Source organism: Winogradskyella sp., from assembly GCF_028282165.1.
GTDB lineage: Bacteria > Bacteroidota > Bacteroidia > Flavobacteriales > Flavobacteriaceae > Winogradskyella.
Window position 1 is genome coordinate 1 of record NZ_JANQIM010000038.1, and the last position, 24,890, is coordinate 24,890.

At 35.2% G+C, this 24,890-nt stretch carries 29 protein-coding genes; 11 read left to right on the forward strand and 18 right to left on the reverse strand.

Features of this window, described 5'->3' with window-relative positions; genetic code table 11:
• Positions 1-225 (forward strand): TlpA family protein disulfide reductase (locus Q0972_RS15345; RefSeq protein ID WP_367182409.1); only part of this gene is annotated, 225 nt, incomplete at its 5' end.
• A gap of 47 nt (positions 226-272) precedes the next feature.
• Here the strand turns inward: Q0972_RS15345 and Q0972_RS15350 are convergent.
• Positions 273-1,829, reverse strand: coding sequence for an NAD(P)H-hydrate dehydratase (locus tag Q0972_RS15350; RefSeq protein ID WP_299367300.1), 1,557 nt, complete (start codon positions 1,827-1,829; stop codon positions 273-275).
• 87 nt (positions 1,830-1,916) lie between these two features.
• Between Q0972_RS15350 and Q0972_RS15355 the strand changes: the two genes are divergently transcribed.
• Together Q0972_RS15355 and Q0972_RS15360 are read left to right on the forward strand one after the other, a co-directional pair.
• Positions 1,917-2,372 carry a GNAT family N-acetyltransferase gene (locus Q0972_RS15355; RefSeq protein ID WP_299367303.1) on the forward strand — a complete coding sequence of 152 codons (456 nt, stop codon included), beginning with the start codon at positions 1,917-1,919 and terminating at the stop codon, positions 2,370-2,372.
• Between the two features lie 185 nt (positions 2,373-2,557).
• A complete protein-coding gene (locus Q0972_RS15360) occupies positions 2,558-3,649 on the forward strand; it encodes a T9SS type A sorting domain-containing protein (protein ID WP_299367306.1) in 1,092 nt (363 codons plus the stop codon).
• Between the two features lie 5 nt (positions 3,650-3,654).
• Here Q0972_RS15360 and holA read toward each other — a convergent pair whose 3' ends face one another.
• Positions 3,655-4,662 (reverse strand): DNA polymerase III subunit delta, encoded by a 1,008-nt coding sequence (holA, locus tag Q0972_RS15365; RefSeq protein ID WP_299367309.1) that lies wholly within the window; start codon positions 4,660-4,662, stop codon positions 3,655-3,657.
• A 115-nt stretch (positions 4,663-4,777) separates the two neighbouring features.
• Between holA and Q0972_RS15370 the strand changes: the two genes are divergently transcribed.
• The 3 genes from Q0972_RS15370 (at position 4,778) to Q0972_RS15380 (ending at position 7,182) form a co-directional block, all read left to right on the forward strand.
• Complete coding sequence (locus Q0972_RS15370; RefSeq protein WP_299367312.1) at positions 4,778-5,227, forward strand: type I restriction enzyme HsdR N-terminal domain-containing protein; 450 nt, start codon at positions 4,778-4,780, stop codon at positions 5,225-5,227.
• Positions 5,228-6,220 (forward strand): glycosyltransferase family 2 protein, encoded by a 993-nt coding sequence (locus Q0972_RS15375; protein WP_299367315.1) that lies wholly within the window; start codon positions 5,228-5,230, stop codon positions 6,218-6,220.
• 104 nt (positions 6,221-6,324) lie between these two features.
• Positions 6,325-7,182, forward strand: a complete 858-nt coding sequence (locus Q0972_RS15380; RefSeq protein WP_299367318.1) for an OmpA family protein — start codon at positions 6,325-6,327, stop codon at positions 7,180-7,182.
• A gap of 91 nt (positions 7,183-7,273) precedes the next feature.
• Here Q0972_RS15380 and Q0972_RS15385 read toward each other — a convergent pair whose 3' ends face one another.
• From Q0972_RS15385 to Q0972_RS15400, 4 genes are read right to left on the reverse strand one after another with little or no spacing between them, the layout of a single operon-like run.
• Positions 7,274-8,359, reverse strand: a complete 1,086-nt coding sequence (locus Q0972_RS15385) for an AMP-binding protein (RefSeq protein WP_299367321.1) — start codon at positions 8,357-8,359, stop codon at positions 7,274-7,276.
• On the reverse strand, positions 8,356-9,294 hold the full coding sequence (locus tag Q0972_RS15390; RefSeq protein ID WP_299367324.1) for a CPBP family intramembrane glutamic endopeptidase: 939 nt from the start codon (positions 9,292-9,294) through the stop codon (positions 8,356-8,358). Before Q0972_RS15390 ends, Q0972_RS15385 begins: the two co-directional genes overlap by 4 nt.
• Positions 9,295-9,296: 2 nt before the next feature.
• Positions 9,297-10,334, reverse strand: a complete 1,038-nt coding sequence (locus Q0972_RS15395; RefSeq protein WP_299367327.1) for an o-succinylbenzoate synthase — start codon at positions 10,332-10,334, stop codon at positions 9,297-9,299.
• Complete coding sequence (locus tag Q0972_RS15400) at positions 10,335-11,024, reverse strand: DUF2490 domain-containing protein (protein ID WP_299367330.1); 690 nt, start codon at positions 11,022-11,024, stop codon at positions 10,335-10,337.
• A gap of 80 nt (positions 11,025-11,104) precedes the next feature.
• Between Q0972_RS15400 and Q0972_RS15405 the strand changes: the two genes are divergently transcribed.
• Both Q0972_RS15405 and Q0972_RS15410 read left to right on the forward strand, forming a co-directional pair.
• Positions 11,105-12,019, forward strand: coding sequence for a sterol desaturase family protein (locus tag Q0972_RS15405; protein WP_299367333.1), 915 nt, complete (start codon positions 11,105-11,107; stop codon positions 12,017-12,019).
• A 3-nt stretch (positions 12,020-12,022) separates the two neighbouring features.
• Positions 12,023-12,814, forward strand: a complete 792-nt coding sequence (locus Q0972_RS15410) for an SDR family oxidoreductase (protein WP_299367336.1) — start codon at positions 12,023-12,025, stop codon at positions 12,812-12,814.
• Between the two features lie 3 nt (positions 12,815-12,817).
• Here Q0972_RS15410 and Q0972_RS15415 read toward each other — a convergent pair whose 3' ends face one another.
• The 3 genes from Q0972_RS15415 to Q0972_RS15425 are packed head-to-tail and all read right to left on the reverse strand — an operon-like array spanning position 12,818 to position 15,278.
• On the reverse strand, positions 12,818-13,495 hold the full coding sequence (locus tag Q0972_RS15415; RefSeq protein WP_299367338.1) for a metal-dependent hydrolase: 678 nt from the start codon (positions 13,493-13,495) through the stop codon (positions 12,818-12,820).
• Positions 13,496-13,519: 24 nt separating this feature from the next.
• Entirely contained in the window at positions 13,520-14,425 is a 906-nt protein-coding gene (menA, locus tag Q0972_RS15420) for a 1,4-dihydroxy-2-naphthoate octaprenyltransferase (protein ID WP_299367341.1), read from the reverse strand.
• Positions 14,426-14,438: 13 nt separating this feature from the next.
• Positions 14,439-15,278: a 1,4-dihydroxy-2-naphthoyl-CoA synthase gene (locus Q0972_RS15425; protein ID WP_299367344.1), complete on the reverse strand. Its 840-nt coding sequence runs from the start codon at positions 15,276-15,278 to the stop codon at positions 14,439-14,441.
• Positions 15,279-15,511: 233 nt separating this feature from the next.
• On the opposite strand from Q0972_RS15425, the gene Q0972_RS15430 reads away from it, so the two are divergent.
• Positions 15,512-15,940 carry a hypothetical protein gene (locus Q0972_RS15430; RefSeq protein ID WP_299367347.1) on the forward strand — a complete coding sequence of 143 codons (429 nt, stop codon included), beginning with the start codon at positions 15,512-15,514 and terminating at the stop codon, positions 15,938-15,940.
• On the opposite strand, the gene Q0972_RS15435 is transcribed toward Q0972_RS15430, so the two are convergent.
• The 5 genes from Q0972_RS15435 to Q0972_RS15455 all read right to left on the reverse strand — a co-directional run bounded on the left by Q0972_RS15435 (position 15,929) and on the right by Q0972_RS15455 (position 20,651).
• Entirely contained in the window at positions 15,929-16,762 is an 834-nt protein-coding gene (locus Q0972_RS15435; protein WP_299367350.1) for a S1-like domain-containing RNA-binding protein, read from the reverse strand. The two genes, Q0972_RS15430 and Q0972_RS15435, sit on opposite strands and share 12 nt — an antisense overlap.
• A 108-nt stretch (positions 16,763-16,870) precedes the next feature.
• On the reverse strand, positions 16,871-17,209 hold the full coding sequence (locus Q0972_RS15440; protein WP_299367353.1) for a DUF2853 family protein: 339 nt from the start codon (positions 17,207-17,209) through the stop codon (positions 16,871-16,873).
• A 104-nt stretch (positions 17,210-17,313) separates the two neighbouring features.
• Complete coding sequence (menD, locus tag Q0972_RS15445) at positions 17,314-19,074, reverse strand: 2-succinyl-5-enolpyruvyl-6-hydroxy-3-cyclohexene-1-carboxylic-acid synthase (RefSeq protein WP_299367356.1); 1,761 nt, start codon at positions 19,072-19,074, stop codon at positions 17,314-17,316.
• Positions 19,075-19,104: 30 nt separating this feature from the next.
• Complete coding sequence (locus Q0972_RS15450; RefSeq protein WP_299367359.1) at positions 19,105-20,265, reverse strand: chorismate-binding protein; 1,161 nt, start codon at positions 20,263-20,265, stop codon at positions 19,105-19,107.
• Positions 20,226-20,651 (reverse strand): hotdog fold thioesterase, encoded by a 426-nt coding sequence (locus tag Q0972_RS15455; protein ID WP_299367362.1) that lies wholly within the window; start codon positions 20,649-20,651, stop codon positions 20,226-20,228. The genes Q0972_RS15450 and Q0972_RS15455 overlap by 40 nt, the downstream gene beginning before the upstream one ends.
• 54 nt (positions 20,652-20,705) lie before the next feature.
• On the opposite strand from Q0972_RS15455, the gene Q0972_RS15460 reads away from it, so the two are divergent.
• Both Q0972_RS15460 and Q0972_RS15465 read left to right on the forward strand, forming a co-directional pair.
• Entirely contained in the window at positions 20,706-21,344 is a 639-nt protein-coding gene (locus tag Q0972_RS15460; RefSeq protein ID WP_299367365.1) for an esterase, read from the forward strand.
• A gap of 88 nt (positions 21,345-21,432) precedes the next feature.
• On the forward strand, positions 21,433-22,008 hold the full coding sequence (locus Q0972_RS15465; protein ID WP_299367368.1) for a GNAT family protein: 576 nt from the start codon (positions 21,433-21,435) through the stop codon (positions 22,006-22,008).
• Positions 22,009-22,151: 143 nt separating this feature from the next.
• On the opposite strand, the gene Q0972_RS15470 is transcribed toward Q0972_RS15465, so the two are convergent.
• The 4 genes from Q0972_RS15470 to Q0972_RS15485 form a co-directional block, all read right to left on the reverse strand.
• A complete protein-coding gene (locus Q0972_RS15470) occupies positions 22,152-22,475 on the reverse strand; it encodes a YtxH domain-containing protein (protein WP_299367371.1) in 324 nt (107 codons plus the stop codon).
• Between the two features lie 143 nt (positions 22,476-22,618).
• A complete protein-coding gene (locus Q0972_RS15475; RefSeq protein ID WP_299367374.1) occupies positions 22,619-23,629 on the reverse strand; it encodes a hypothetical protein in 1,011 nt (336 codons plus the stop codon).
• 12 nt (positions 23,630-23,641) lie between these two features.
• The gene (locus Q0972_RS15480; RefSeq protein ID WP_299367377.1) at positions 23,642-24,265 is read right to left on the reverse strand and encodes a HEAT repeat domain-containing protein; all 624 of its coding nucleotides are present in this window, start codon (positions 24,263-24,265) and stop codon (positions 23,642-23,644) included.
• The gene (locus Q0972_RS15485; protein WP_299367380.1) at positions 24,262-24,798 is read right to left on the reverse strand and encodes an RNA polymerase sigma factor; all 537 of its coding nucleotides are present in this window, start codon (positions 24,796-24,798) and stop codon (positions 24,262-24,264) included. The genes Q0972_RS15480 and Q0972_RS15485 overlap by 4 nt, the downstream gene beginning before the upstream one ends.
• Between the last annotated feature and the right edge of the window lie 92 nt (positions 24,799-24,890).

Here is a 24,890-nt window from a genome sequence, read left to right on the forward strand (position 1 = left end):
GCAAAAGATCATAATGTTTGGGTAGAAATGGTTAAAGATAAAGAATTAGGTGGTGTACAGTTAATGGCAGACAACGATTGGAATTCTCAATTTGTTAAAGACTATGCCATTGAAGGTATTCCACGATTTATTCTAATAGATCCTGATGGAAATATTGTAAGTGCAGATGCACCAAGACCATCCAACCCAAAGCTGATTGAAATGCTTGAAGAACTAAAAATTTAAAGATTCCTAGTTTTTGATAAAGGCCTTCTATATAAAGAAGGCTTTTTTTATTGTTCATCATTTTGCTCCTCTATATTGGGCTGTTCTGGTTGCTTAAACAAATCTATATAAGCTTCACCTAGAGTTTCTATGATATGGCTAGCGATCAAACTTTGGTATCCAAAATCCTCCAAAGAAATATCTGCAGATCTTCCATGCAAGTAAACTCCAAAAATAGTCGCGGCTAAGGGCTCATAACCTTGGGCCATTAGACCAGAAATTATTCCTGTTAAAACGTCACCACTTCCTGCAGTGGCCATACCTGGATTTCCTGTGGTGTTAATATATAGCTTATCGCCAAAAACTGTTATGGAGTTTGCCCCTTTTAAGAGTACAATGAGATTGTGCTCTTTAGAGAAGGCCTTTACTTTTTTAAGCTTATCAAAATCATCAGACCACTTCCCTACTAATCGCTCCAATTCTTTTGGGTGTGGTGTTAATATAGTTCTTTCAGGTAATACGCTTAAAAGGCTTTTGTTCATGGAAAGCAGGTTTAAGCCATCGGCATCAATAACCAAAGGTGCTTTATTCTTCTTTAAAAAATCTTCAAAAGCCTTTGCTGTTTCGTCAGCTATTCCTAATCCTACACCAATACCGATGACGGTTGGTGATAAATCAAAGTTTATATTACTTATTAAAGTATCGTCATCATCAGTAATTACCATAGCTTCAGGAAATGACGTCTGTAAACTATGATACCCACATTTAGGCACATAAGCAGTAACCAACCCAGCACCAGAGCTTAGAGCAGCTTTACTTGCCAAATTAACAGCACCAATTTTCCCATAACTACCACCTATTATCAGCACATGTCCAAAATCGCCTTTATGTGCAAATTTTTGTCGTGGTTTGTACAGTGGCAGAACTTCAAATTTAGAGATGAGTTCAACTTCAGTTTCGGTTTGTATGAGGTAATCTCTATCAATTCCAATATCTAAGACCTCCCACTGCTGTGTGTATTTTGCAGTCTCAGGTAAAAAAAACACTAGTTTTGGAGATTGAAAACTTATGGTGTAATTAGCATGTACAACAGCATTTTCGTCTTCTACAGCTTTATCTGTGTATAAACCAGAGGGAATATCAACAGCTAAGGTGAATGCTTTTGAGGCTCGCCACTGTTGAAACAATTCCTGAACCCAACTATTTGGCGGACGATTGAGCCCAATACCAAAAATAGCATCAACTATAATATCTCTTTCATCGATGACAATATCTGAAAAATCACCACCGCAACTCAGCATTTTTGGCCATTCTTTAGTAACTGTCTTAATTCGATCGTAGTTTATTAAGAAATCCTTTGAGCGCTTATCACTACAATTAACGATATAGGTAATAACATTATAACCATGTGTGATTAAATGCCTAGCCAATACCAAGCCATCACCTCCATTATTTCCAATACCGCAAAAGACATGAATAGGTACTTGGGCGCCTTGCATGCGCATATGTATCCAATTGAATATTTGTGTTCCGGCACGTTCCATAAGATCGGTAGAGGATATATTTTGGCGCTCGGTGGTTAGCCTGTCCCCCTCGTAAATTTGCGCTTTTGAGAATACTTTCATTAATTAATTCTGTATATTGGATTATAGTTTGTCATGTAAAAATAACACATTACTCATCAATTAATAAAAATACTTTTTGAATCGCTAATGACGGCATCAACATCATTTCAAACCAGAAGACTTTTTATAAGACCCATTACTATAGAAGATGCCTCATTTGTTTTAGAGTTAATGAACACGCCTCTATGGATTCAATTTATCGGAGATCGAAATGTAAGAACCATTGAGGAAGCCGAAGCCTATATAAAAGAGAAGGCATTTGCACAAATGGAACGATATGGATATACCAATAATGTTGTTATAAGAAAAGAAGATAACACCAAGCTCGGCACCTGCGGCATATATCATAGAGAAGGGAAAGACATACCAGATATTGGCTTTGCCTTTTTACCAAATTATCATGGTCGTGGCTATGCTTTTGAATCTGCTAGCAAATTGATTCAGGTTGCATATCGAAATTATGGTCTTAATGAGCTCAGTGGTTACACATTAGAAGAGAATTTAGCTTCAAAAAAAACATCTTTTGGAACGTTTAGGTTTTAAATTTAAAGGGATAGGTAAATTACCAACTAGCGACGAAGAATTAATGCATTATCATCGCATTCTGAATTTTTAGAACTGTAATAAATTTCACCAACTTCGACATTTCATCCTAAATAAGCGTGACTCATATATTTTTTGCTAGTTGAGTAATTAGAATAACTACATTTAAGCATCAATCATTATTTATGAGAGTAATTGTAGGTTTAAGTATTATATCGTTTTTCTCAATTATGTGTATTGGGGCTCAGCAGCTAACCCTTGAAACTACACTTGATGCTACCATAAATGAAACTTCAGGGTTATTGTATCTTAACAATACACTGATTACGCACAATGATAGTGCTAATACCAATCAATTATTTGATGTAGACACCTCAACAGGAGCAGTCACTAGAACCGTGACTATTATTAACGCCACAAATGAAGATTGGGAAGATCTAGCCCATGATGACACTTACATTTATATTGGTGATTTTGGAAACTTTAGAGGCGATAGAACAGATCTAAAAGTTTATAGAATTTCCATTGCCGACTATTTTGCAAGTACCTCCGTAACGGCAGATATTATAAACTTTAGCTATAATAACCAATCCGACTTTACCCCCAGTCCATTAGCCACAAATTTTGATGCGGAAGGTTTAATTCATTACAACAATAACCTGTATGTGTTTTCTAAAAATTGGCTCAATGGCAATACGGATATATATGAATTGCCCAAGACACCTGGTATACACGGTATTTCTAGCATAGATAGTATAGCTGCACAAGGATTGGTATCTGGAGCAACATATAATAGTTTGGATAGCAGTGTTTTTTTAACAGGCTACGATTTAGACGGTGCATTTTTAATTCAGCTTAGTGGTTTCAACTCAGGGTTGTTTTCTAACGGAACTGTTACCAAAACTTCTATTGATGTGCCTGCAAACTTTTCAGTTCAAATAGAAGCCATTACTCCTTTTAATGCTAATGAATATTACATCACAGCAGAAGAAAACTCTTCTGATGCTCCCGCCTTATACAGTTTTAACACATCGACTTTAGATATTTCTGAGATTCAAAGTGCTCCTATTTCATTTTATCCAAACCCAGCAACATCTACAATCACTTTAAGCAGACATAACCTTAAAGTAAAAATATATGCCATTACAGGTCAGCAAGTAAAAACTTCGACAGAACAGCGAATTGATATATCAGATTTAAAATCAGGTGTGTATTTAATTAAAATTGAGGATACTATTTCAGGAAATTCAGTTTCTAAGCGATTAGTTATCAACTGAAGCGTCTATCCTAAAATCCGCACCAACAGTTCTTTGAGTAAATCACCTTGAGGCACGGCATTAGCACCAACCCCCTTACTTTTAACATCAAACTCCCGTAACAGTGCAATAACCGAACTTACTTTTTTCATAGGATAGTTGCGAGCTGCAGTTAAATATTCATTAACAAAATATGGATTAACTCTTAAGGCCGAAGCGACACTCCGTGGGTTCTTATCGGTCATGCCATGAAGATGTAGCAATTGTGAAAAAAAGTTATGTAATAAAGCAACAGTTACCACCATCGGATTATCCTTGGGGTTATCTGCAAAATACTTAGCGATTTGATGCGCCTTAACCACATTACGTTCACCTACGGCTTTGCGCAACTCAAAATTATTGAAATCTTTGCTTATACCTATGTTCTCTTCAATATGCTCTGGGGTAATCTGTGTGCCTTTTGGAAGTACAATTTTTAGTTTATCTAGTTCATTATTTACTTTACTCAAATCCGTTCCCAAAAATTCAACCAGCATTTGCGCTGCCTTAGGAGAAATGTCATAACCTTGTCCCTTTAAGACACGTCTAATCCAATCTGGCACTTGGTTTTCGTAAAGCTTTTTACTTTCAAACACAATGCCGCCATTTTTATTGATGGCCTTATATAATGCCTTACGCTTATCAAGTTTCTTGTACTTATAGTTAACTACCAACACAGTAGTAGGTTGAGGGTTTTCTGCATAGGCTGTCAATTTTTCAATCGTTCTGCTTAAGTCCTGGGCCTCTTTAACAATCACCACCTGTCGCTCGGCCATCATAGGATAACGCTTAGCATTGCTTACAATATCGTCTATGGATACATCACGCCCATAAAGCACCATTTGGTTAAATCCCTTTTCGGCTTCATCCAAAACATTGTCTTCAATAAAATCAGAAATCTTATCAATATAATAGGCTTCTTCCCCCATTAAAAAATAAATGGGCTTAAGGTTACCATTTTTTATATCTGTTACTAATTGTTTTACTTCGTCCAAAGTCTTAATTTGTTCCTTAATTCGAGTTTTGACCTTGGTCAAAGTATCGAGAACTTCTCGATAAAATTTTCTACGAAAATCACTCGAAGTGACATTATAATTTTAATTTTGTGCAGTGCAAGATCTTAACTTTCCAAAGTTTGAATACCGATTCAAAAGTACAGAAAATAAAGTTTCTATTTTTGATGTCATTCGGAAAAAATTCATCGTTCTTCAACCAGAAGAATGGGTGCGACAACATTGTGTACATTACATGATCAATGATAAGAAATATCCTAAATCATTAATCAACGTTGAAAAAGAATTATCAGTTAATGGCTTAAAGAAACGTTATGATATCGTTGTATTCAACCCAGACGGAAGCATCCATTTAATTGTAGAATGTAAATCATATACAGCAAAAATAAATCAAGACGTGTTTGATCAGATTGCACGTTATAATTTAGCACTAAATGCAAATTACTTAATGGTAACTAATGGAATAAATCATTATTATTGCCAAATGGATACTATTGCAAAGCGCTATACATTTTTAAAAGATATTCCAGATTATACGTCCTATTAAATGTATGTGACTAAAGACATAGCGATAGTGGTTCTAAACTGGAATGGAAAACCTTTGCTTGAGCAGTTTTTGCCATCAGTTGTAGAACATTCGCACAAAGCTGTCATTTACGTTGTGGACAATGCATCTACAGATGATTCTATTGCCTTCTTATCTAAAAACTTCCCTGGTATTACTATAATTCAAAACACTGAAAACAGAGGTTATGCCAAAGGCTATAATGATGCCTTAAAAAATGTTGAACAACCACTACTGTGTTTGTTAAATAGTGATATTGAAGTTACCAAAGATTGGTTAAATCCCATTTTAGATGAATTTAACAGTAACGAGAATACAGCTATAATTCAACCAAAAATTCTTGACTTTAAGCAAAAAACACATTTTGAATATGCTGGTGCCGCCGGTGGTTTTATGGATAAGTATGGTTATCCCTTTTGTCGCGGACGCATTTTTGACACCATTGAGGAGGACAAAGGACAATACAATGATAGTATAGATATTCTTTGGGCTTCTGGCGCTTGTTTCTTTATTAAAAACGAAATTTTTAGTCATCTCAACGGTTTTGATGATTCCTACTTTGCCCATATGGAAGAAATAGATTTGTGTTGGCGTGCCTTTAATGCAAATTACGGTACGAGGTATGTTGGCACCTCAACGGTGTATCATGTTGGTGGTGCAACCCTGAGCAATACCAACCCAAAAAAAACCTATCTTAATTTTAGGAATAGTTTATTTACATTGGTTAAAAATACCGACAAGCGTGTTTTTGTAAGAACAGTGATAAGAATGATGCTCGATGGTATTGCAGGTATACGATTTTTATTTCAGTTAAAACCAAAGCACTTTTTTGCTATTGTCAGGGCTCATATCTCATTTTATAAGAATTTAGAGCGAATCTTAAAAAAACGTAAGCAACGCTCTAAACGTTCAAATTACTACAAAACCAACTCTATCGTTTGGTCTTATTTTGTTAAAAAGCGTAGCGTTTTCTGATTGTTTATAAAACTGTTAAAAGTTTTGTTAATCCATGCCTCGGCATCTTTTCTTTTCTATAATTTTGAGTTGTTGTAACTAACAATTTAAACAGTAAACTGATTATGAAGAAATTAATGTTATTGAGTGTATGCACTATGCTATTGTTGGCATCTTGTGTATCGAAGAAAGAGTATTTGGCGCTTGAAGAAAAGCAGAGAGAAACACAAGATCTATTGAATTCGGCAACGGTAAAATTAAATGCCTGTCTATCTGATGTCGCTGCTGCGAATGCAAGGGTTGAAGCTATGAAAGAGCAATTGGCAGACATGAGAAAAAGTAACGAAGCCCTAATAAAAAGTTCGCAAGACTTAACGGAATTAACAAGTAAGGGTGCTGAAAATTTGCAAAAATCATTAGAGAGTCTCAGAGAAAGTAATTTAAAGATATCTCGCTTGCAAGATGCACTGACTCGTAAGGATAGTGTAACCTTGGCTATTGTAACTAGCCTTAAAAAAGAAGTTGGCATCAATGATCCAGATATAGAAGTTAATGTAGAAAAAGGTGTAGTCTTTATATCTATTGCCGACAAGCTATTATTTAAGAGTGGAAGCTATAATGTTACGGATAGAGCAAAGGAAGTTTTAGGTAAAGTAGCAAAGGTTATTAATAGCAAACCAAATTTTGAGGCCATGGTAGAATCACACACCGATAATGTTCCATATAATAAACCACCACTATTAGATAATTGGGATTTAAGTGTTAAACGTGCTACTTCTGTAGTGAGAGTCCTTGAAGAATTAGAGGTTAATCCGCAACAACTTATTGCTGCTGGTCGTAGTTATCACGTACCACTAGTAGAAAATGACACTGCCGAGAACAAAGCAAAAAACAGACGTACGCGTATTGTTGTATTGCCTAAAATCGATCAGTTTTACGAAATGGTCGAAGAAGAAATGAAAAAGCTATCGGCAGAGAATTAAATTTTTAGCTTATCTAAAAAACCCAATGCATTGTGCATTGGGTTTTTTTATTCAAAAGAGTATTTTAACCACATTAAGACGAAGAATCGAATTATTCTTTAAGAACGGATTTTATAGTTTCATTGCGCTGTATTTTACCATTAACGGTCTCCACAAATTTATCCGTAATATAAATATGCTTTGGGACTTCGTATTTAGTTAAGCCCTTTATAAATCTAATTCTATTCGCAATACTTTTAGCAGTATCTCTAGGGTTTTCTACAATTAAAACTAGACGTTCTCCTAAAGCATCATCTTCTTCGCCGGCTACAATAAAACGCTCATCGATGACAGGTTGTAACTTGTCTTCAATCTGTTCTGGAAATAATTTTATACCACCAGAATTAATCACATTATCTATACGTCCTAATAAATCGAAACTAGTTTCGGACTTTAAGTCTACGATATCACTAGTTATTAAAGGTTCATCTACCAATTTCGGGGCATTAACTATTAAACACTGTCTGTCATCTTGGGAAAAGGTAACATTAGGTAGGGCATTAAAAAACGCTTCACCCTTAGAAATTTTAGAGGATAATCGTCTTACGGCTACATGAGTCACCGTTTCGGTCATACCATAAGTTTCATAAAATTTCGAACTACTATTTTTAATACGCTCTAATAAAGGTTGGGTTATTTTAGAACCACCAACAATAATGTTCTTAATGTTATACGTGTAGTTAATGGTATGTTTTAATTGTAGAGGAATCATTGCGCAAAAATCATAATGCTTTTCGTAATCAAAAATAGGATGCGCACTTGGTTCTACATGATCTATTTCTAAACCTAAAACCATAGCTCTAACAAGCATCATTTTACCAGCAATATAATGACTTGGCAAACAATCTATAGCTGTATTACCTGGTTCTAAGCCAAAAAAGTCTCCAGTAGCAATAGCCGAATTGACCATAGCCTGTTTCTTTAGCTCAATGAGTTTAGGCTTTCCTGTAGATCCAGATGTATTTACATACAGGTAATCCTTATCGCTAAGCCAATCAATTAAAAAATTACCTGTTACTTTTTCATAAGCTTCACCTTCTTTAATGAGGCTGTAAGCTACTTCTTTTAAGTCCTCATGGTCATAATGTAAACCATTTAACTTAAATCTGTTATGAACTTTATCGTATTTGGGTGTCATTCTCCTATAATTTTATAATCTTCTTTTGGTGGTTCTGATACGTTTCCAAACAACCGTTCTGACCAGTTTTTCCAACCGTAACGCTTAGATAAAATAAGTAGCATAATTGGATATACTACAAGCACTGGCACTAATATTTCAGTCATTAGGCTCATTGAAGGCTCTGCCGTATTTTTAAAAATGGCATCTGTTTGCAGTGCAGTCCAGTCTGCGGTAACTAAAAGAGAGGCCAATAGGTTGTTTCCCAAGTGAAAACCCAAAGCTAATTCAAGTCCATCATCCATTAAAGTCATAATCCCCAATAATAAACCTGTACCTACATAGAAAATCATCATTTTCCAAAAGCCTACTGCGGCTATTTCAGGATTTGCACTATGCGCAATTCCAAATAATATCGAAGTAAATATTAAAGGGAACCACTTATTCTTAACCAAAACACCTAGATGTTGCATTAGATAGCCTCTAAATAAATACTCTTCTAACCCTATTTGAAATGGAAATAAAACAATACTAACAAAAAATAATATGGCGAATTTCTTAAAGTTAAACTGATAGATAATCTCAGAAGAATCTATGGAATAACCTATAAAAAAAGTAGCTAAAGTAAAAACAGCAATCATCATAAAAGAAAAGAAGACTCTTCCATAGTCTACCTTAAATCTTGCCGTAGTCAATGACAAAATACTACGCTGGTGCATAAACTTAACCAATAAAAAAAGTAGTCCTAATAAAACGGCAAATGGAATTAAATTGAATGCCAAGCTTAAACTAGAGGGAAACCTTTTCATTAATTCATAAGCGGCATCTAAATCTGATGGATCAGTTAATAAGTAGAAAACAAAATTTGCTAAAAATACGCCTCCAACTATGGCAGTTGTTAGTAAAAACATCCATAGCTCTCGCTTTCCTTTATAAGCCTGTTGTATATAATCCATATTTATAAATCAAAATTCCAATCCTTTTGTATATCGTAATGCAAATTACCATTTTTTACGGTTAATGGCGAATGAAAATTATTTGTAAATAAACTTCCAGTTCCTAGACCTTGAGGTAAAGTATTTTTGAGAGTATAGGTCCATTGCGAAATGGCATTTAATCCTACATTACTTTCTAAAGCACTTGTTATCCACCATTTAATATTTAAATCTTCTGCTAAATTTATCCATTGTTGGCTTCCACTAAAACCACCTACCAGACTAGGCTTTAAAATAATGAACTGAGGCTTAATCATTTGGAGTGTTTTTTGTTTGTCTTCTTTTGCAAACACTCCAATTAATTCCTCATCTAGAGCTATTGGTAAAGGTGTTTCTTCGCAAAGCTCAGCCATAGCTTCTAATTGTTTGGGTTTTATAGGTTGCTCAATAGAATGCAGCTGGTATTCCGAAAGACGTTTTAATTTTTCCAGAGCGTCATTAACAGAAAACGCTCCGTTAGCATCCACTCGCAATTCAATATCTGAAACCGAAAACTCCTTTCTTATAGACTTTAGGATATTCAATTCTGTTTGAAAATCAATGGCGCCAATTTTAAGTTTAATACAGTCAAACCCTGCTTCAATTTTGTCTTTGATTTGAGTTCTCATGAAGGCTTCATCTCCCATCCATATTAATCCATTTATACGAATAGCATCAAACCCTTTGGTAAATGCCGACGGAAATAATAAAAACTCACTAGATGCCTCTAAAGACTTGAACGCCATTTCAACACCAAAAAGAATACTAGGAAATTCTATGAGTTCATTGACCAATCTTTGTAAGTCTATATTAATGTTAGCGCAAACCCATTTTAACTTATCCTCAAAGTCTGATCGATCATCCACAGAAAGACCTCGTAAAATACCACATTCACCAATTCCAGATTTATACTCACGTTCTAACCTAATGAACCATGTCTCCTTGGTGGTCATAATACCTCTAGAAGTTCCACTAGGCCTTTTAAAATTGAGTATATGCTTATAATAGCTTGCCTTAATCATTTATATATTATGATGCATACTAAACTGTAACTGACCCTTTCCCCAATTAACGGTTTTTTGGTTCATCCAACCCAACTGAAATCGAATTTTAGAGCTTAAAACATAGCCTATTCCTAAATAGGTTCTATTCCTGTCAAAGAGTTGAACTTCCCTCCCATCACCAATACCTGTTTGTCCATTGATAAACAATTCGTTGTACAAGGCTATATAAATAGCTTTTTGAGTTAGCGCTTTACGGTTAAGTGGTACATTTAAAAAAAGATTATAACGATAACGTGTTCTAAAATCTTGATTCTCAACAAAACGTTGCTCATATCTAAAACGATGCGTTAAATAAAATCTATTGCCCAACTTTTGTGGGAATAAGGCTTCTTGGTAAATACGACTTTCGTTAAATGTACTATCGCTCTCTCCGAATTGACCGGTAGTGATGTTAGCATATCCCAATGTAAACATAATACCGGCACCTTTTGGTGAAAACGTAACACCTGAACGGAGCAGCAATTGTTCCATATCACCCAAACCTTGCCAATCGCGATATTGAAAATCTCCTTGAATTCCCCAAAGACTATCCTTAAACCGAAGATTATAAAAATACATATACCAAGCTCCAGTTTGTGATTCATCAACTTGGGAGAAACCAGCACTAAAGCCAACAATAGTCAATAGGATAAAAAGTCTATGCCTCATTAATAGCTAACAACAATTAAAGTATAAAAATAAGCAACTGACAATTCTTAACGGGTGATTATCTTTAAAAAATCTTATTTTTGAAGAAAAAATTAATGCCTAACTTTCCCAACATCATTCTCTACGCCATTCCGTTCTTTATCTTAGCTATGGCATTAGAGTTATACGTTACTACAAGAGCACAGCTAAAGCATGTTAAAGGTTATGAAGTTAAAGATGCTTTTGCTTCCATCGCTATGGGATTGGGAAATGTTTTTTTGGGGTTTGCTAGCAAGGCCATTGTTTTACTTGTATTTTTTTGGATTTATGATAACTACCGATTATTTGAGATTCCAATAGTTTGGTGGTCTTTTGTTCTTTTGTTCTTTGCAGATGATTTTTCCTATTATTGGTTTCATCGCATATCGCACGAATGTCGATTGTTCTGGGCGTCACATGTGGTTCATCATTCGTCCCAACACTATAATCTTAGTACAGCTTTAAGACAAACCTGGTCTGGTGGATTTTATACTTTTATTTTTTGGCTATGGTTGCCCTTATTGGGTTTTCATCCAGCAATGATCATGTTACAAATGTCCATTAGCTTATTGTATCAATTTTGGATCCACACCGAAGCCATTGACAAGATGCCTCGTTGGTTTGAAGCTATTTTTAATACACCATCACACCATCGTGTTCATCACGGCAGCAATCCTATTTATCTGGATCGTAACCATGCTGGTATTCTTATTATTTGGGATAGGCTCTTCGGAACCTTTCAACCTGAGTTGAAAGAGGAAAAAGTCACTTATGGTTTAGTAAAGAACATTAAAACTTTCAACCCTATTAAAATCGCATTTATAGAATGGATATATATGTTTAGGGACGCCTTATCGGGAAGAAAAACATTAAAAGATCGCTTTTTATATTTGATAAAACCGCCAGGTTGGAAACATGACGGCACAGGAAAAATCAGTGATGATTTAAGACAAGAATGGCTAAACAGCAAGAACTGATATATGAAATTAGAAAACAAGGTTGTTTGGATCACTGGTGCATCAAGTGGTATAGGCAAGGCACTTTCCATAGAGCTCTCAAAATATAATTGCAAACTCATTTTATCATCCAGAAGAGAAACAGAACTGCAAAAAGTAAAAGATAAATGTGAAAACCCAGAGGATGTCAAAGTCCTACGTTTAGATCTAGCGGATTATCTCAACATGAATCCTATTGCAAAAAAGGCTATAACACTTTTCGGACATATAGACATATTGATAAACAATGGTGGTATTAGTCAGCGTTCTCCTATTGTGGAAACTACAATAGAAGTAGATAAAAAATTGATGGAAGTTGATTATCTGGGAACCATTGCACTTACCAAAGCACTTTTACCGCATTTTATTGAAAATAATTCTGGGCACTTTGTTACAGTATCTAGTTTAATGGGAAAGTTCAGTTCACCATTTAGATCTGCTTATTGTGGGGCAAAACATGCCTTACATGGTTTTTTTGATGCATTAAGATTAGAACACGACAAGGATAATATAAAAGTTACCATGATATGTCCAGGTTTTGTAAATACAGATGTAGCCCGCAATGCTTTGACTGGTGATGGAACCAAACAGGGTTACCAAGACGAAATGACCCAGCAAGGATTAGACGTTAACATCTTTGCAAGAAAAATGGTTAAAGCCATACGTAAAGAAAAATATGAAGCTTATATAGGCAAGTTTGAAAAATTTGGTGTTTATGTAAAACGATTGTCGCCTAGACTGATTCATAACTTAGTAATGAGAAGTAAGGTCAAATAATTACTATACCTCCAAACTCTCTCCTATGTCTAAAAGAATCAATTTCTTTAATCTCGCATCAAACTTTGCTTGTGCCTTAGGTTTATCAATTTCTATATAACCAAATGTATCATAATGATAGCCTAAAATTCTATGGCAATCGATAAATCTACAGGCAATTAGAGCATCATCAACACCCATTGTAAAATTATCGCCTATTGGTAATACGGCTAGATCCAAATCGAAATATTTTCCAATCAGCCTCATGTCTTCTGTCAATGCTGTATCACCTGCAATATAGACCGTTTTATTTTCTGATTGTATTACAAAACCTCCTGGATTGCCACCATATTTACCATCTGGAAAAGACGAGGTATGAATAGCATTTACATATTTAACTTTACCAAAATCAAACTGCCAAGAGCCGCCATGATTCATTGGATGACCTTTTAGCCCCATATTCTGATAATGCACTACGATTTCATAATTTGAAACAATTACCGCTCCTGTTCGCCTCGCTATGGCTTCAACATCTAAGGTATGATCTTGGTGTGCATGAGTCACCAAAATATAATCGGCCTTTAAACTATTTATGTCAATATGAGATGCTTTCTCGTTACCAGTAATAAATGGATCTACAATAATATGAGTATTTTCAGTTTCGATACCCAAACAGGCATGTCCGTAAAATGTGATTTTCATTATCTTAAGATTTAAGAACTAAAGTTAATACAAATTATAACCAACACCCAAGAGAATAGCAAAAAGAAATGTAGATAATGCCAAAACTTTTAACTGGCTATCAAAATCATCTGGTAACTTGGCGGCATGTATCTTTTTAAGATGAATAACTAATGGAATAAAGACTAAAATATATAAAAAATTGTAAGGCTCTACGTAATAAAGAACAGAAAAAAGTATGGTAATACCCATTGCACCCGCAACAAGAACATAATGGTACTGCTTTGCACGTTTAATACCTAGCTTTACTGCTATAGTAATTTTTCCAGCATTGGCGTCTCCCTCTAAATCTCTCATATTATTGAGATTTAAAACACCTACACTGAGTAATCCCAATGCTATAGCTGGCAGTATCGTAACATGATCTACTCGTTGCATATACAGCAAATAGCTTCCTATGGTGCTCACCAATCCAAAAAAGACAAAAACAAAAATATCACCTAAGGCCCTGTAACCATAAGGTGTATCTCCCATAGTATAATTTAATGCTGCATACACTGAAATTCCACCTAAAACCACAAATAAAAGCAGAAATAGAAAGTTGGTTGATCCAAATGCAGCCCATATAAGTGAGAGTGTTAAGATAATAACCAATACAATATTGAACTTTATGGCATCTAACATCTCTTCGGGTGTAATCTTTCCACTTTGCACAGCGCGTCTTGGCCCAACACGTTCGCTATTGTCTGCACCATTTATACTATCACCATAATCATTGGCTAAATTTGACAGGATTTGCAAACTTATGGTTGTTAATATGGCTAAGATCAAAACCCACCAACTAAATTGGCCATTGTAATAAGCAAAACAAGTTCCTAGGATAATTCCCGAAACTGAAAGTGGAAGCGTTCTGAGTCTCATGGCAGAGAGCCATGGTCTAATTTCTTTCATTCAAATTTATAGATTAAGGGATCCATTTCTTCGGAAAGTTAGGTTTCCTTTTCTCTAAAAAGGCATCTCTACCTTCTTTTGCTTCATCTGTCATATAAGCTAAACGAGTAGCTTCGCCCGCAAATACTTGTTGTCCAACCATCCCGTCATCAGTTAGATTCATAGCAAATTTCAGCATTTTTATTGATATGGGTGACTTAGCCAATATCTCTTGAGCCCACTCAAAAGCAGTAGTTTCCAATTCATCATGAGGAATAACGGCATTAACCATTCCCATTTCAAAGGCTTCTTGAGCTGAATAATTTCTACCTAAGAAGAATATTTCCCTTGCCTTTTTTTGCCCGACCATTTTTGCCAAATACGCAGAACCGTAACCGCCATCAAAACTCGTAACATCAGCATCGGTTTGTTTAAATATGGCATGTTCTTTACTAGCAAGGGTTAAATCGCAAACAACATGTAAGCTATGTCCGCCGCCAACTGCCCATCCTGGCACAACAGCTATTACGGCTTTAGGCATAAAGCGTATAAGGCGTTGTACTTCTAATATATTTAAGCGATGGTAACCATCATCACCCACATAACCTTGATGTCCTCTTGCCTTTTGGTCACCTCCTGAACAAAAACTCCAAACACCATCTCTGGAAGATGGGCCTTCGGCACTCAATAGTACAACACCTATATTTACATCTTCATTAGCATCATAAAAAGCATCATAGAGTTCTGATGTGGTTTTTGGACGAAAGGCATTTCGTACATCGGGACGGTTAAATGCAATCCTAGCTACACCGTTACATTTATGATATGTTATATCTTCATAAGATTTGGCAATTTTCCAATCTATATGACTCATATTTCTCAATATTTTGATTGCAAAAATAAGGAATTAATAATAATGTAATTAAGCTATTTTTTCATTTGATTTTGTTATGCAAGCATAATATATTTGCCGCCGTTTTATAATTAAATTAGCTATAACCCTAACCTTTGATGGCGTGAGACCATGTGCTATCTATAAAATACAGAATTGTACATGGTATCACCCATTTAAGATGAAGTGAGCAGCTAGTTTTAAAGCTTAAGAATATGAGCATTACGGATTTAGACGTTGCAAAACATATTTTAAAACAAGTAAAAACTGAAGTTGGTACTTTATTCTTCTTCAATCATATCGCTGTTGTTGAATTTGATGAGAGCGCTCATGTAGATTTAATTTCTGCTCAAGACACTATCCATAATTTGATGAGTTATTTTGGACAATCGCGCCCATTTGGACTCATTGCCAATAGAATAAACTCATATTCCATATCATTATTGGACGTACAAGAAATAAAGCCTGTATTACAAAACATGATTGCTTACGGCGTAGTTAGTCATGATCATGCTAGTAAAATGGGTGCAGAAATCGAAAATGGTTTTTGCGAATCACAGCAAATACACTTTAAAGATATCCATGAGTGTCTAAATTCTGTGTACAGTAGAGTAAGGGAACGTTTGATGCTGTCACTCAATTAAAGTAATGCCATCTTCCCCAATAGAAATCAATCGATCTTTATATAGAGAGCCAATAGCCTTTTTAAAGCTTTTTTTGCTCATTTGAAGCTGTTCTTTTATGTCCTCTGGACTCGACTTATCGTGAAGTGGTAAAAAACCGCTGTTATCCTTTAATGCATTCAAAACAAATTTTGCATTGGGTTCAATATTTCTATAGCCGATTTGGCTCAGTGAAATATCCAATTTATTATCTCGTCGTACTTTCTTCACTATGCCTTTCAGTCGATCACCGACACTAATATCCTTAAAAATATCATCTTTATAAACTAGGCCTAAATGCTTTTTATTAACTATCACGTTCATTCCTATTTCCGAAGGATGAGATACTATTAAATCCACTTCATCAAACTGGGAAACCGTTAATTCTTTGTTGTCTAAAAAACGATTGGTTTTACTTGAGGCTACTAGGCGTTCGGTTTCTTCATCTAAGTAACAATACACCAAATACCATCCCCCTGCTTTCATTTTAAAAGCTTGCTCTTTAAATGGGCAAAATAACTCCTTCACTAAGCCCCAATCCAAAAAAGCACCGAACTTGGTGACCTGATTGCAACGCAGCAATGCAAAATCTCCCTTCATTATATAAGGTTGATCTGTTGTAGCTACTGGTCGTTCTTCATTATCCAAATAGACAAATACCTCTAATTGGTCACCTATTTCGAATGCTTCGGGAACATAGCGATTAGGCAATAAAACCTCTCCTTCATCACCGTCACCCAAAAACAACCCTGGTTCCGTATCCCTTAAAATCTCTAATGTATTGTATTCGCCTAAATGTATCATGGCACAAAGGTATTGATATTAGCGACATCCTAAAAACGAATTTTGTGTAAAGAAAAACGCTGTAATTGTAGAATTACAGCGTTGATATATGGTTTGTGTGCTTAATTATTAGTAAACAGATGCTTTATTAAAATGTGTTACTAATAAATAATATACAACCGCTCTGTATTTGTTTCTGTTAGATTGCCCATAGGTATCCATAACAGATGCTATAGCACCATCCAAATCGTCACTCTCGCTAAGCCCTAATTTTTTAATTAAAAAATTGTTCTTTACAGTCGCTAATTCCTTTTCATCAGAACCAGATACTGTAGATGAATCGGCATTGTAAATAGAAGGTCCTAATCCTACAGTTACTTTTGTTAATAAATCCATGTCAGCATCTACACCACATTTTTCCTTTAAGTCTGCAGCATACTTGGCGATTAATTCATCTCTTTTACTCATGTTGTTAATTGTTTTGGTTAAATAAATTGTTCCTCTAAAGGTAAGTATTTTTTAGACACACAAAAAATGATCTCGTCACATCTAAATGACATTTAACCTTAAATTTACGTTATGAATTTAAAGTAATTTAAAAGTATTTCATCGTTAACTTTAGATGGTGTGAATACCTCTAAAAGTTTAGGCTGATCAGAAACAATATAAAATGATTCCAACATTGTACTTAAATCCTTTTCATTGGAAACCTTTAGATATTCAAACCCAAACATATTGCAAAGCTGAGCGGCCGTTAATTGATGTTTTGTTTCAAAATACACATCAAAATTTTCAGTGTTTTTATGCCCTGGTAAAATCCTAAAAATTCCACCGCCTTCATTATTGATGACTATGATCCTGAAATTATTAGGAATATAATTATTCCAAAGTGCATTGCTGTCATAGAAAAAACTTAAATCGCCCGTAACAAAGGTTGTGCGTTTTTTGTTAGCAACTGCTGCACCGATTGCTGTACTAGTACTACCATCAATTCCACTTGTTCCTCTATTACAAAACACGGTGATGTCCTTTCTCAATTGAAATAATTGTGTATATCTAATGGCAGAACTATTGCCTACCTGTAACTGACTTTCTTTTGGAATACTTTTTAGGAGGGTATCAAAAACCGTAAAATCCGAAAATGGAATGATCTTTAAATAGTCTGCATGAAGTTTACGCCGCTTTTGTCTTACAGCCAACCAAGACGCTTTATAATCACTCTTTGCGTGGAATTGTACCCGTGGTAAAAACGTATTGAAAAACGTACTAGGTGATAGTTTGATGTGCTTTTCTAAGCAAAAAAATGTATCGTTTGCTTTAAATAAACCAACATGCCAATGGTGCTTTGGTTTATACTGACGTAGAAATGCTTTAATTTTCTTGGATACTACCATACCACCAAGTGTGAGCAAAACATCTGGTTGAAGCAATTTAAATCCCTCATCGTCTAAGGGTGCAATAATTTTATCTATACCTGGAAAAAAATCACGATGATGAAAATTGGAAGTCGTTTCCGTAAAGACCAAAATGCTATCATCATCAGCCAATTCCTGTAACCATTGCTCTTCTACAGAATTTGGTTGAAGCACTCCTACCAAAATCATCTTTCTCTTGGCGGAATGCCAAATATCCATTAGACTTTTAATCTCAAAGTCATCTATCTTTTCTTCCCTATCCTTTAGACTAAAAGGTTTAGGATTTATGGTTAACTCATGAATGGTTTCATATAAAGGCTCTTCAAAAGGAACATTAATATGTACTGGCCCAGACTTAATTCTGGCCACCGTTAGAGCATCATGAATTTCGGACTCGTTATAAGTCTGAATCCCTTTTTGAAGTCCGAGAAAATGCTCGAGTTTATTTTCTATACTCTTAAGAATAGGTAATTCATCATCTTGCCCTTTATGCTTATCTTCGTTGATATCTAATTTTAGATTGGCATGATATAAAACATGCTCACCATAAACATTTTTCTGTTTTATGGTTTGTCCGTCTCCAATATCAACTAAATGTTTTGGTCTATCAGCAGATAAAACGACAAGCGGAATATTACTGTAGTAAGCTTCGGAAATCGCAGGATAGTAGTTTAACAACGCACTGCCAGATGTACAGACCACAGCGACAGGTTCCTGTAGCTGTTGTGCAATTCCGAGAGCAAAAAATGCTGCGCAACGCTCATCTACAATACTGTAACACTCAAAAAAGTCGTCATGAGTAAATCCAATGGTCAATGGCGCACTTCTACTACCTGGAGAAATCACAATGTGCTTTACATTATGCGTTTTGCATAGGGTAACAACCGTTTGCGCTAAGGGAATTTTAGAGTATTTCATCAAGCTACAAAAATAAGGAATCTCTTTAGTTTAGCTTAAAACGTTAACGATTGTTTTGGTTTTGTTTACGGTTTCCTCCCATTCTTTTTCTGGGATGGAATCTTTTGTAATTCCACCTCCAACGTAGATGATGGCATTATCATCTTTTAACTGCATACAACGCAAATTCACATAAAAATTAGAATACATCTTAACAACACTATAGGCATTGTTCTCTACATTTCTTCGATTAGTATTTCTGGTTTTGAACTGTTTTAAATTGAGCTCACCTAGAAATCCTGTGTAATATTCCCGATGGTAACCTTCATGATTTAGAATAAAATCTTTTGCTTTCTGCTTTGGGAAACCACAAACTGCTGGTGTAGGATGCAACGTTTCTATTATTGATTTTAGGCTATGATCATCTTTAATAAGACTTAAAATATAGGTCTTAAGATGTAAAAGATGTCCAGCTTTAACCGTTTCCACCTCCGAAATCTTTATTTGACTTGTATATGGTGCCAGTTGCGTCTTAATATAATCCGTAACGATTTGTTGCTCTTTGTACTCTTTATCTGTCCATGGTAGCTGATTATCTTCAGAATAGGGTTTTGTCCCAGCCAAAGAAATTGTTGTTAAACGCTTTCCTTCTACTTTGAATAACAACTCTGGTGTGGCCCCTAACCATAGTCCTATTTTAGGGTGATACCAACAATAGACCATAGCTTTTTTATAGGTATTGAACAACCTTTTAAAAATTGTAATTGGGCGATTAGATTGTAGTGGTTTTTCAACTTTTCTGGATAAGACCACTTTTTCCAAATCGCCGTATTTTATAGTTGCAATCCCTTTAGAAACGAGATCTAAATGATACAAGCTGCTTTCATTAACAGTATCAGATAATCCGTAGTTCTCATCCAGTTCTAGATGATTGATCTCTACTGCAAAATGTTCACATTGATCTTCTGGCAACAATATGCTTTCGTTGTTTAAGTCGAAGGGCGCAAACACAAAACCGCTTTCCAAAAAATCCTTAGTCGTATGTAATTGATCATCATTTTGCAACCAACACTTTATGATAGAATTGATAGGTCTACTGTAGACCACAAAAGGCAATTGCTTATTGTATTGATTTTCTAAAACTTCGAAAAAAGAATCTACGGTCATGGAATCTATTTCTTCTTTGGCAGTGATATGGTCGATAGCCGACAAATAGATACCAAATTATCGGCTTCATCAGTAATTCTTATGTCCAATAATTGTGTGGTACGACCTTTATGCAAAAATGTTGCTTTTGCATAGACATAGCCTTCCCTTACACTTTTAAGATGATTAGCGGTAATCTCTAATCCCCTCACAAAATAGTGTTCTAAGTCTGTAAATATATGAGAAGCAAAACTACCGACGCTTTCGGCTAAGGCTGCGGTAGCACCTCCGTGTAAAACGCCATCGGGTTGGTGTACTTTTGGCGTTACTGGCATTCTAGCTGTTAAATAATCATCACCAAAATCAACGATTTCAATTTCTAAAGTTTCCATTAATGTGTTTTTGCTTACTGCATTAACTTCTGCTAGGAATTCTTCTTTAGATTTTTGCATACAAAATGAGTAGTTTTATTGTCGATTACAAAAATACTGAAACTACCAAGAATAATGAATTCGGAAGAAAAAGAAATCACCTATCAAACAAGCAACTCCTACTCTACTTTGAATAGACTTACAGAAGCCACAAAAGCCGTATGGTTTGTATGCCATGGCATGGGGTATTTAAGTCGTTATTTTCTTCGCTTTTTTAAGGACTTGAATGCTGAGGAAAACTATGTTATAGCACCACAAGCGCCAAGCAAATATTACATTCAGCCTAAAATGCATGTTGGTGCCAATTGGTTAACGAGAGACAATACCATGGCAGGTATGAAGAATATACTCAACTATTTCGATGCCATTTTTGAAGCTGAACAAATCCCAGAGCATGTTAACCTTATTGTTTTTGGTTATTCACAAGGTGTCAGTGTAGCGATGCGCTATATGGCTTACAAGCAATTGCAATGCTCCCAACTTGTGATGCATTCTGGAGGTATTCCGAAGGAATTAACTTCTGAAGATTTTGAGTATTTAAGTCCCGACACTGAGGTAAAACTCATTTATGGTACCGAAGATGAATATCTCGATGAAGACAGAATACAACAAGAATCACAAAGAGCTATTGATTTGTTTGGTAATAGAGTGACTATTCTTCCTTTTGAAGGTAAGCATATCGTTAATGTTGAATATATCAATACATTGGTTTAGGCTGTCATTCCTGCGTAGGCAGGAATCCAGTATAAAGGATTATCGTTCAATAAAAAAAGATTCCTGCTTTCGCAGGAATGACAAAAATATGAAAGCACCAACTCTTGAAAACAACCGTGTAAGATTAAGTCTTTTAGATTTAAGCAATTACAAACATCTTGAGGATATCGCCCAAGAAAAAGATCTTATCTTTTATTCCCCATCCAATATTTCAACTCCTGAGAAATTAAGGGACTATGTACAATTGGCAGTCGATGGTTACTATCATAAAACCATAATCCCTTTCATCATTTATGATAAAGAAAAAGAAGCTTATGCTGGCTCTACACGTTTTGGACTAATCCATTGGAAAAATAAGTTATTGCATATTGGATGGACATGGATAGGTCATAACTTTCAAGGTACTGGCTTAAATGCCAATGTGAAATTTTTAATGCTCCAATATGCGTTTGAAACTCTGGAATTTGAAAAGGTTGAATTCAGAATAGATGAACGCAACAAGAAATCGCGACGTGCTGTTGAAAAGCTAGGTGCCACACTTGAAGGTATCTTACGCAAAGATGTATTGATGAAAGATGGCTTTAGGCGTAGTACATGCTGTTATGGCATCTTAAAAGAAGAATGGCCACAGATAAAGCACAAATTGTTATTAGTCATAGGATAGAACGTAACGTCAGTTCGAGTGATTTCGATCCCGATAACTATCGGGAGAATTACATAGTCATGTATTATTTAAAAGCTACCGTTCAATAGATTGCGAAGCCACACGGAAACGTGTGGCTTCGCAATGACAATCCTAATAAACTTTTAACCGGGTTGCTGTAACGTTTTGTTCTTTTCTTTTAGAATAGCCAATTGCTTTTCTAAAAAAGTAATAGCTTGTTCGGTCTTATAACTCGTTTTAGAAGCAAACTCTTTTAAGTCTTCCTTAAACTTATCTTTACCAGATTTTGCCGCTTCAGACATATCTTCTTTTACTTCCTTAAAGTCACTGACCAATTGATCTTTAACTTCTTTACCTTCTTTTTTTAATTTGTCTCTGGTTACACTTCCTTTATCTGGTGCTAATAATACTGCAACACCAGCTCCGATTAAAGCCCCCAAAACAAGTGCTCCTTTATATTGTATCATGTTGTTTCGTTTTAAGATTAATAATTCCTTTACTTGTAAGTAGTAAAATCAGCTAATTTGTTACAAACAAATTCAATGCTAAGGATTTAGTCACTTATGAAGTCTTTTGAATTTTTCATCTATTCCGTCTTATCTCAAAAAAATCACTCTTGCTTTCTAAGATAGACGCTTCCTGAACCTGCATCTAATTTCATTTTTGTTTTACCAGACTTTAACTGAAGTTCCATTCCTTTAGTGCCTTCAGTAATAGTCTCATCTAAAATGGTAAAATCTATATTGCTTAAGATGCGATCTCCTGTGGCATCAACACTAATATCTGAATTATCGGGAAGCGTGACATCTATATAGCCATCGTTACTCACCAATGAATACAGCTTTTTTGGCGCATCATCGTTAAAAATTACTGTGATATTCCCTCCAATGGTGTTAGCTACAACTGGTCCATCAACGTTGGTAAGATTTATGGAATTGTAGGAGGTGGAAATCTCTACTTCCCCTTTAAAGTCATGTAACTCCCAAGGTTGAGACGTCGTTCTAAGAAAAAAGGTATTCGAATTTTTCTTTGTGCAATTCTCTGCATTCCATGATAACTTTATGGTATTCGGAATTAAGATGAGGTACTTATTATTAGTGTAAAGCACATTCGATAATGCTGCTGCCCTCGATGTTTCACTCTTTTTGGCCTTCCCTTTTTTATCAGTAGCTTGCAAAGCATAACCCACCAATTTTTTATTGTTTGATTTATTGTAATTATAATCCTTAATGATCAACTCACCAGGTTTCTCAGTAATATCCAAGTATAGATTATCCTCGGGATTGGTCGATTTATTACCCAAAGGCTTTAATCCTTTTTCTAATTCTTTCTCATTATTCTGGTCCAGAATAAAACCATAATTTCTTATTAGTAAAGTATCTTTAGACTTAATCTTAAATTTTTTATTGTCCTTAAAATTGTAGAAGTGGGAAAAGGGCAATTCGCCGTTGAGGCTTTTTATCACAACCTCATTACCATCATACCCTTTGATGGTCATATGCGAACTAGAGCATATCTTTAAGGTGCCTTGATTGAATTTAATACGTTTTTCCTTGATTTGTTGTGAATTAGTGACTCCTACAATCAATAGAAGTACAACTAGGGTTATTATATTTTTCATTTTGTTCGTTTTTTATTGATTTAACATGGCTAATAAGGCAGAAGCATTTCCCTTTACCAAGGGTAAAGATTCTTTGTTATCTATGATTTTTTTCAGAGGTGCTTTTGCGCGCTGCTCTCTTAAAATAGCAACAGATTTTATGAGTTTGAGTTGTACTATAGGTTCTTTTTCGGCTCCCAAAGCATCAATTAGGTTATTTCTCACCATTTGGTTATCCGGAAATTTTAAAAGCGCATCGATAACGGCAATCTTAGAGTTAGCATCAGAATCGTCTTTTAAGATTTTAAAAAAAGCATTGAGTATTTTTTCATCTTCTTTTTTATTCTGAAACTGATCTTCTATTTCATAGATGGTCTCGAGTCGGGAGCTACTTGTCTCGCTTTCGTCTAAAGCCACTACTAAATTATCCCGTATCTCTAGCTGTTCTATTCTATTGTTGTACAAAAAGCCCAGTGTAACAAACAGTACCAAGCTTGCGGCAATAGATGCATATCTAATGATGCGCAATCGTCTTACTCGACCCGATTGATGCAGTTCCTTTTTTAGTCTGGCTTCAAAATCCGATGTTGCACTTTCTGGCATGGACTTGTCATCAAAGTTGGATTTGTGTTGCCTAATAAATTTTTCTAAACTCATGATACTACGCTGTTTTGTAATTGCTGTTTTAAAAGACGTTTTCCTCTTATATATTGATTACGTACCGTGCTTTCATTTAGGCCCAATTGCTGTGCTATTTCCTTATGGGAATAGTCTTCGATTAAGTACAGCACAATAATAATTCGGTATTTATCCTTTAAGTTATCTATCGCTTTTTTAATGTCTTCAAATTTTAAAGACATGTTCTCGTAATCGTCCTGTGCGTCTTCAGTTTCTGGAAGCTGATTGGCATCGTGCAGCCAACCCAATTTCTTTTTCTTCCTCAAAAAATCCAAAGCACAATTAACGACAATACGTTTTAACCAGGGCCCAAGGTTAAGATCGTTCTCTAACTTCGAAATATTCTGAAACGCTTTAATAAAGGCATCATGCACAGCGTCCTGTGCATCGTGTTCGTTTTTAACAATCCTAAAGCTTACGTTATACAGCATATCCTTGTACATCAGATAGACTTGCATCTGTGCTTTTGCATCATTTTCCTTACAGGCTTTTATTAATTTTGAACGTTCCAAAAATAGTTTTCGATAGGTTAGTTTGATACCAAAAACAAAAATTATTAAGTCTATTAAATTCTTTCTTTTGCCCTATCTCTTCGTTGGAAATA